The organism is Nitrospinota bacterium, from assembly GCA_029881495.1.
In the GTDB taxonomy this organism is placed as follows: Bacteria; Nitrospinota_A; UBA7883; order JACRGQ01; family JACRGQ01; genus JAOUMJ01.
In genome coordinates, this window is the sequence record JAOUMJ010000046.1 from 1 (window position 1) to 8,333 (window position 8,333).

9 protein-coding genes are annotated in these 8,333 nt (G+C 46.3%); 1 reads left to right on the forward strand and 8 read right to left on the reverse strand.

The window, feature by feature from the left end; translation table 11 throughout:
• Nucleotides 1-969: hypothetical protein (locus OEY64_12790; GenBank protein ID MDH5543824.1), on the reverse strand; the 969-nt coding region annotated here is incomplete at its 3' end.
• Nucleotides 970-1,368: 399 nt separating this feature from the next.
• Here OEY64_12790 and OEY64_12795 point away from each other — a divergent pair.
• Nucleotides 1,369-2,043, forward strand: a complete 675-nt coding sequence (locus OEY64_12795) for a sulfite exporter TauE/SafE family protein (protein MDH5543825.1) — start codon at nucleotides 1,369-1,371, stop codon at nucleotides 2,041-2,043.
• A gap of 2 nt (nucleotides 2,044-2,045) precedes the next feature.
• Here the strand turns inward: OEY64_12795 and ccoS are convergent, their stop codons facing one another.
• The 7 genes from ccoS to OEY64_12830 all read right to left on the reverse strand — a co-directional run.
• Nucleotides 2,046-2,237 (reverse strand): cbb3-type cytochrome oxidase assembly protein CcoS, encoded by a 192-nt coding sequence (gene ccoS / locus OEY64_12800; GenBank protein ID MDH5543826.1) that lies wholly within the window; start codon nucleotides 2,235-2,237, stop codon nucleotides 2,046-2,048.
• A complete protein-coding gene (locus OEY64_12805) occupies nucleotides 2,234-4,681 on the reverse strand; it encodes a heavy metal translocating P-type ATPase (protein MDH5543827.1) in 2,448 nt (815 codons plus the stop codon). The genes ccoS and OEY64_12805 overlap by 4 nt, the downstream gene beginning before the upstream one ends.
• 85 nt (nucleotides 4,682-4,766) lie before the next feature.
• Complete coding sequence (locus OEY64_12810; GenBank protein ID MDH5543828.1) at nucleotides 4,767-5,288, reverse strand: FixH family protein; 522 nt, start codon at nucleotides 5,286-5,288, stop codon at nucleotides 4,767-4,769.
• Nucleotides 5,289-5,290: 2 nt separating this feature from the next.
• A complete protein-coding gene (ccoG, locus tag OEY64_12815; protein MDH5543829.1) occupies nucleotides 5,291-6,703 on the reverse strand; it encodes a cytochrome c oxidase accessory protein CcoG in 1,413 nt (470 codons plus the stop codon).
• A gap of 157 nt (nucleotides 6,704-6,860) precedes the next feature.
• Nucleotides 6,861-7,727 carry a cytochrome-c oxidase, cbb3-type subunit III gene (ccoP, locus tag OEY64_12820; GenBank protein ID MDH5543830.1) on the reverse strand — a complete coding sequence of 289 codons (867 nt, stop codon included), beginning with the start codon at nucleotides 7,725-7,727 and terminating at the stop codon, nucleotides 6,861-6,863.
• Nucleotides 7,727-7,930 (reverse strand): cbb3-type cytochrome c oxidase subunit 3, encoded by a 204-nt coding sequence (locus OEY64_12825; protein ID MDH5543831.1) that lies wholly within the window; start codon nucleotides 7,928-7,930, stop codon nucleotides 7,727-7,729. The genes ccoP and OEY64_12825 overlap by 1 nt, the downstream gene beginning before the upstream one ends.
• Nucleotides 7,923-8,333: cbb3-type cytochrome c oxidase subunit II (locus OEY64_12830; GenBank protein MDH5543832.1), on the reverse strand; the 411-nt coding region annotated here is incomplete at its 5' end. The genes OEY64_12830 and OEY64_12825, both read right to left, overlap by 8 nt.

The following is an 8,333-nucleotide window of genomic DNA, read 5'->3' on the forward strand; positions in this document are numbered from 1 at the left end:
CGCGTCTACCTGTGCCTTGCCTTTGCCCTTTATGGCAACCGACAACTGGTGTTTCCAGTAACCGATTGTTTTTCCATCTCCGGCCAGAACAATGCCGTTACCGTCGGCGTCCACTGCGTCAAGATCGCCAAGGATAGCTGTTGTGTTCACTCCAAAACCGAAATCTATTCCGGTAATATCCGACGCCATCACCTGGACGTCGCGAACCGAATAGCCAGTTGCGGTGAAATACATCGAAAGAATTCCGTTCACGTCATGCCCGTTGCCTGTCATGGAGTAGGTGACGGAATAGTTGTCGGGGTACAGACCCGCAAAGGTGTAGTTACCTTCAGAGTCGGTTACCGTCACAGCGAAAAGGTCGCCATTACCGTCGAGAAGCATAACTGAAACATTCGCTAATCCCGGTTCAAGACCATTGTATCCGCCGTTCTTGTCGACATCGATGAAGTATTTCCCGGATATCGAGTATGTGTTTACGGGGTTATCCTTTTTTGCCACGGGACCGGTAATCGTATCTATCGCAAATATCGTAGCGCCCTTTACAGAGTAATTGACATCGCCGAGTTCCCAATCGCCAAGAAGAGTGAATGAATATAGAAGGTTCGTCCCCTCTGCCTGTCCGCCGTCGTATTTAATACCGACTATGCCGGTTGTTGGGTCGGGTTTGTTCAATATCTCTACAGGCTCGCTTCCTTCAAAGCCAACAACTTCGTATTCTTCAGGAAGCTCGAAAACAATGTGGCTTAGGGCAGGACTTCCGTGAACAGTCACAGAGTATATGAAGGTGGTAGAGTTTGACACGCTGTCATAAAAACTATCCACGAATGTGACTTCCCAAGGGGTTTCGCCTATGTCCACCTGAGTCATGGTTCGCCCGGCCTCAACACTTTGTGCCGCGCCAAACGAAATTAAAAAGAAAGATGCAAGAACCAGAAAACCATGTCTGATCATGTTGAATATAGCGTTCATTATGTTACTCCTTCAATTAAGAAGTTTAATTACTTCTGCTCAGAAATGGTGCATTTACTGTACCAAAAAAGTAGGGTTAAAAAGCAAGTTAAAACAATAAGATATCTGCATGCAAATGGCTATATATGATACAGAAATACAGCAGTAACTGAAACGATTATGTATCTCAAATATAAGAAGTATAGAGGTAAACTCCCTACTGAAATTACTCTCATTAATATCGGCCAATTCAGTTGGGAAGGTCAATCCCATGCAGGGAACAATCCATTTCGGTGGGTATGAAAAGTGAAATTACATCCAATTAATACGAAAGCGGTTGAAGAAAGCCGAGACTTTTCGCAAATTGAATTAAGGAAGAATGAGACCAATTCAGTTGCAGATTTGATAGTCTATGCGGACATGGAAATTAAAGAATATCTTCCGGCTCTGGCACTTGGATTTTTCGGAGGATTCCACTGCGTCGGGATGTGCGGTGGCTTTGTCGCTTCATTCTCGTTGGCGAGAGGCAATGTATGGATGCCGGGGATGATAGCCTACCAAGGATCAAGGATATTGACATACTTGGTACTTGGTGTTGTTACGGCATTGATCGGGAGAATAGTTGTAGAATCTGGTGCGTTTTCGAACGGACAGAGGATCGTATCGCTTATTGCAGGATCGATCATGCTGATACTTGCGTTGCAGATTGGTGGGATTATCAGTGAGTGGTTCAGTTTTTCTCCTTCAAGCAGCAATATGTTTTCAAATGCTTACAAAAAGGCGGTAAAAGGGGACAACGCATTTGCCTGGGTCCCCTTTGGAATACTTAACGGACTCCTCCCGTGCGGACTGGTATATTCCGCTCTCGCTCTATCCCTGGATTCGGCAAATGCTTTGAAAGGTGGATTGATGATGCTGGCGTTTGGAGCCGGGACAATTCCATGGCTTTTAGGCGTTGGCTGGTTGATGAAGTCTATTACCCCGGCGGTACGGCTGGGATTTACGAGAATGGCGGCTTTTGCAATAGCGGTCTATGGTATATTTTTGATCTATAAATCCTCTTCACACTGGACCCACTCCATGATGGATATGTAACGTCATCGATCTTCGGATCTCTCTTTTCGGCTTTTATTCCAGGGAAGTTTCGGGTCGTCATCATCCAGAAGTATTCTGTTCGGGGGTCCCTCAAGATCTTCATACTGTCCGCTTTTTATCGACCAGAAAAGGATCAAGACCGCAAGAAATCCTACAAGAATGATTGCTGGAACCAGCCAGTAGAGCACACTCATTTCAGCCTGTTTTCCCTTATACGAAGCGCGTTGGCAATAACAGTCAATGAACTGATCGGCATTGCAAAAGCGGCAAACACTGGGGTGATCAATCCCATAAATGCCATTGGTATGAACATTATATTGTATGCGATCGAAATTGCGATATTTTGTCTGATTATCCCGAGAGTTAGATGAGAGAGAATTACTGTCCTTTTGAGATTGGCAAGAGAAATGCCTGTAAGCACTATATCTGCGCTATGGATCGAAACATCCGCCCCTGTTCCTACAGCTATCCCGACATCTGCCTTTACGAGAGCGGGGGCATCGTTCACCCCGTCGCCTATCATTATTACCGTTTCACCTTTATTCCGCTGGTAACTTTCAATTACCGAGAATTTTTCTTCCGGCTTCATCTCACTCATGATTTCCAGATCATCCGGCCTGGAAAAGCCAAGCTCCTTAACTGTATATTCTGCCGCTTCCCTGCTGTCGCCGGTAAGAAGTGTGACAGGTATATTCTTCTCCTTCAGGAATGACATCGCCTCTTGCGCACCATTCCGCAACGGATCTCCCAGGATAAAAATGCCAGCTATCTTTCCATCTATGGCGCAGAATATAACTGTCCTCCCTTTAGAGTAATGTTCATTTGAGTTAATGTTTTCGAGAGATACACCGTTTTTAACCATCCACTCCTTTGAACCGACAATGATCTTGCTTTTATTTAATTCTCCAGAAATGCCAAAGCCTGGTTGGGCAGAAAAGCTGGATACACCGGAAATATCGATTTTAAGATTCTCTTTTTCTGCCACTGTCACGATAGCTTTAGCGATGCTATGTTCCGAGCGCGATTCAATTGAAGCTGTAATTTCCAAAAGCTCTTTTCTTGAAATTGAGAGCGGGATTATCTCTATCAGGCTCATTTTCCCTTCAGTTAAAGCCCCTGTTTTATCAAATACCACTCTGTTCGCCCTTGAAACGGTTTCAAGAGAGGCTCCGTTCTTTACAAGTATCCCTATTCTGGAGCCAAGACCGGTAGCGGCCGATACCGCCATCGGCGTGGCGAGACCCAGCGCGCAAGGGCAGGTGATGATGAGAACGGAAGTGGCTGTAAGAAGAGCTTTTTCAAATCCAGCATCGTACCAGAAGAGGAACGTCCCGGCGGCGAGCGTTAAGGTCATAAATATGAACCATGGAACCACCTTTTCGGCGGTCTGTTGTGTCGGAGCCTTGCTCGTTTGAGCTTTGTCAATGAGCAACGCCATTTTTGTGAGAGTATTTTCGGACAACGTGTTTATTACCTTTGCAGTCAAGGAGCCGTTGCCGTTTATGGACCCTGCAACGAGCAATGAGCCTGGGAATTTCTTTACAGGCGCCGATTCACCGGTTACGATCGATTCATCAAGTTCGCTTGCTCCTTCGATCACTTCTCCATCAAGCGGAATTCGCTCCCCGGGTTTTATTAGCATAATATCGCCTTTGTTTACGCTCTTTACATGCACACAGAATTCGGAATTATTATTTAATATGGTGGCTACCTTCGGTTGCAGTTCCAGTAGACGTTCCGTGGAATCTGAAGCCCTTGCCCTGGATGATGTTTCCATATATCTTCCGATATGGATTACAAAAAGAAAAAATACCATGGTGTCGAAATAGACTTCACCGCTTTCAGGGGCAAAAAGGGTTATATATGCCGAGTAGAGGAACGTGGCTATGGCGCCGATAGCAATCGGCAGATCCATTGTTAGATAAAAACTGCGTATTCCGAGCAAGGAGCCTTTCAGGAAAGGATATCCTGAATAAAGCAGGGTAGGGAGCGCAATAAAGAGTCCTAATATCCTGAAAAAATCGCGGTACTCCCCCATATCGGCTCCGGTCCATAGCGCGATGGATATCCACATCATGTTCATTGCCGCAAAACCGGCAAATCCGATGCGGAAGAGGTTCTGCCTGCGAACTTTTTCGCTGTTCTCGCGCGCCGTGCTGACAGAATAGGGTATAGCCGAATATCCGAATGAGCCGACAGCTCTTATGATCTCTGAAAGTTTTATCCTGTTATTGTCCCAGCGCACACGAAGCTTTTTGGCGGCGAGATTCACCTGGCTTGATACTGTCCCGTCAGACTTATCAAGGGCGCGTTCAATGAGCCAAACGCACGCGGCGCAGTGTATCCCTTCTACAAGGAGTGTGACCTCCCGTAAATCACTATCTGTTGCCGTGAATTCCTGCTGTACCTCTTCAATATCGTAGATATCGACATGAGAAGGTAATTCAAGGGGAGGGGAGAGTGTGCCTTTATCACCAAGTTTGGAATAAAAGCCTTCAAGCTGGGCGTCGTGAATCACCTGGCAGACTGTTTTGCATCCTTGGCAGCAAAAATACCTTTCCTCCCCAATAATAGCGCCGTGGTATTTTGTTTTATCCGCAAGCGGCACTCCGCAATGGTAACAGAAGAGATTTTCCATATCGTTCACAAAAAAAAGATAAATAATATATACGTGCCGCGAAAACTCTCACGCGAATTGAGTACGAGCAAATCAGCGTCGATATTCAAGGAGCCCTGACAACAATTCTTTCAGCGAAATCGGCTTCATATCCGGCATGTTCAGCGACAATTATTATGTCCCAGTTGCCGGGGTACATGAAAGTAATGTTAGCCGTATTGATACCATCCGTGGAGCTTTCCATAGACAGTTTGAAATCCTTTGCGGAGTCTGAAGGCCGATACGCAAGAAAGGTAACTTTATCGGGTTGTATTGTCCGGCCGTTGGATGTGATGGACAGTTTGAACAGTGATGGTTTTCCGATAAATACATCAGGATGAATGAGACTGAAATCCCAATTATGTATATTCTTTGAAATGTTTTTCTGCCTGGTCCGTTCTGTGAAACTTTGGCCTCGGCTGTAATAATCAGCGGCAACGAGATTAGGTTTCGAATTAAATGCTATCCAAGCCATGAAGATATTTACCGAGAAAAAGAGAAACATCAGCAGAAGGATCCCTCTTACCCAGGGGCTTTTCAATGGTGATTTATTTTCAGGCCAGTTCTTTTCGCTGTTTAGTTCATTCATCGTCAAGGTCCTATAAAGACTGTTTTGTACTTTGCATTCAGTTCCGGTTCAAGCACGTTTTGAACCATGAAGGTCAATGGTACGCTTCCACCACCGAAATCGCGTGTAAAGGATATTGCAAATACCGTGAAGGACTTCATGCTTCTCCTTGGAAGAATGATTTCAGGTGGATTTATGCTGACTTTCAGATTTTTAATGCCGGAGGAATTCAGGGCCAGCTTCATGGGAGTATCGCTTTTATTAGATATTTTAAGCGTGAATCTGTTTTGAATGGAGCCATCGCTAAGGTTCACATACAGAGGTTTGCGTTCCCTGATAACCGTAAGCGTGAGGGGATTTATATTCATAGTCCCCCACAGCACGCCTCCCCATAAGATCAGCAAGGTCAGGAGGTATGTAATCACTCTCCCGCGTTTGTAAATAGGTGTTTGTTCATGACCGAGGAGCACACGAAGCGACATGTATGATATGAGATTCTTCGGCCTGTTTACCTTTTCCATTATGGAATCACAGGCGTCTATGCATAAGCCGCATGTGATACACCCCTCCTGCTGGCCGTGGCGAATGTCTATTCCAGTTGGGCAGACAGCGTAGCAGAGATTGCAGTCGATGCAATCGCCGGTGGTGCTATTTATATTTTCATCCCCATGTTTTATCCTGCCTCTCGGTTCGCCTCTTCGGAAATTATAGGTTGGAAGGATGGTGCTCTCGTCGGTCATTACTCCCTGTATTCGGGCATATGGGCAGAGCCAGAAACAAGTCTGTTCGCGCATAAATGCAACACTGATATAACTCCCTATGAGAAAAGGTATCGGAGTTATCCATACCTCCTTTGGGCCGCTCAATGTAAAGTAATATCCCCACATCTGGTAAACGTCTATAAAGTAGGAGACAAAAGATATTCCGGTAATAAGCCCGAGGAGAATATAGATTGCGTGCTTTAAACCTTTTATCTTGATCTTCTGTATGGATAAAGGGGCGTCGTCCAGCTTCTTCCTTGCGGCTGGCGGGCCTTCCAGTTTTTCTTCTATCCATGTGTAGACATCGACCCAGACAGTTTGCCAGCAGAAATATCCGCAAAAAACTCTCCCTGCAATGGAAGTTAAAGCGTAAAGGGTAAGGAAAAAGGCTATGAGAAGCAGGGCGCCAATCCAAATCTCCTGTGGCCATATATGAAGTCCGAAGAGATGAAATCTTCTTGCCGGTATGTCGAGAAGGATAGCCTGTTCTCCATCCCACCTGAGATATGGGCCGAGGAAATATGGAATATATATCGAGGCGGCGATCCATTTTAACTTGCGAAATCTGCCGCCGATCCTTTTCGCATGAACTGTCTTTTCACCAAGATCAACATGCCAATATTCAGATTCTTGATATAGCTCGGCTAGTTCGGTCTGCTCAATTTTGTCGTTCAATATGTCTCTACTTTCGTACCGGTTTGGCTATGTATATATTAACATCGGTCTGGAATATTGCCATATCTAAAAGGAAATGGGTGGGTGATAGATGGATACCCCGGATGCTCTTCAGCAATCCGGGGTATCTTGTTTGTTTGTCTTGGCGTCTGTCCCGCTACTGTCCGCCGCCGAACAGATATACCTTTACCGCGAGCTTGTTTATCTGCGTCTCTGATAGTTTATCTCCAAACGACGGCATGTCAGCGCTCCTGGTCTTGGGGTCTCCCTCCTGGTTTACGCCATGGAGAATAGTTAGGCGGATATCTTCGGTTGAACTGCCAAACCGCCAAATGTTATCAGAAAGATTCGGCGCGCCTACATCTTTGCTCCCTTTAGCGTCTACACCATGGCAGTCGGCGCAACCGGCCTCGGCTTCGCTCTCACCACGGAAAACCTTTTGCCCCGGTTCGTAAATGTTTCCGCTGGCAAGACCTTCGACATACTTTACTACGTCGTTCAATTCCGTTTCGGACAGGTCGTCCTTGAATCCGGGCATGTTTCCCTGCCGTCCTTCTGCTATCGATTGAACGATATCGTTGATGTCTCCGCCATAAAGCCATACGTCATCAATGAGTATCGGGAATATTGAGGTTCCTTCCCCAGCCGCGCCGTGGCACGGAGCGCAGTTGTCGCCGAATAAGACTTTCGAAGAGGCGATGGCAAACTGGGCCATCTCCTGATCGTTAAGGATCGCCTTGGCGGACATATTCTTTATCTTCTGCTCAAAGGGGGCACGGACGGCAGCTACTTCTGCCATGTCTTCCTTGTACTCATTAATGGATGTCCATCCAAGCAGACCCTTGGTGTGGCTTGAAATAAGTGGAATGGAAGGGTAGAGGAGAAAATATGCAATCATCCAAATCCCCGAAAGGTAGAGGCTTATCATCCACCAGCGTGGAGGATCGTTTTTAAGCTCCCGTATTCCATCCCATTCATGGCCTGTATCTTCGCCCTGAAAAGGATTCTTCTCTGCTCCGCTCATTATTCCCCCCCCCTTTCAAGCCGGTCGTCATTCATAGGAATGTCGCCATACGAATTGAGTCTTTTAGCGTTTTTCGGATTGAGCACATATGCATATGCGGTCAACATTAAAACAAAAAATACGATAGTCATTGTCAATCCGACCCAGTCCGAAGTGGTCATGGCTCCGAAGTCGGTTTGGAAAAAATCCTTTATCTTAATCACGATAATCCTTCCCTTCTTCAAACTTGATCATTGTTCCAAGCGACTGCAGATATGTTACCAGCGCGACAAGTTCCGTTTTTCCGTCTGTCGAGGCAATAGCGTTGTTAATGTCCTCATCGGTATATGGAACGCCGAGCATTTTCATACCCGCTACCTTTGCCTGCACATCGGCGCCTTTGATCTTTGCGTCCTTCAGCCAGCCATACGTCGGCATTATCGATTCCGGGACGACAGATTTCGGGTCAAGCAGATGCTTGTAATGCCATTCGTCGGAGTACTTTCCTCCAACCCTGGCAAGATCCGGCCCTGTTCGTTTCGAACCCCATTGGAAGGGGTGATCATACTTGGATTCAACGGCGAGGGAGTAATGCCCGTAGCGCTCCTTTTCATCCTGAAAGGTCTC

Bases quoted from the DNA above. Each gene is read 5' to 3' on its own strand.
- OEY64_12795 (MDH5543825.1), top strand. From the start codon at position 1,369: ATGGAAATTAAAGAATATCTTCCGGCTCTGGCACTTGGATTTTTCGGA.
- ccoP (MDH5543830.1), bottom strand. From the start codon at position 7,727: ATGAGCGGAGCAGAGAAGAATCCTTTTCAGGGCGAAGATACAGGCCAT.
- ccoS (MDH5543826.1), bottom strand. From the start codon at position 2,237: ATGAGTGTGCTCTACTGGCTGGTTCCAGCAATCATTCTTGTAGGATTT.
- OEY64_12805 (MDH5543827.1), bottom strand. From the start codon at position 4,681: ATGGAAAATCTCTTCTGTTACCATTGCGGAGTGCCGCTTGCGGATAAA.
- OEY64_12810 (MDH5543828.1), bottom strand. From the start codon at position 5,288: ATGAATGAACTAAACAGCGAAAAGAACTGGCCTGAAAATAAATCACCA.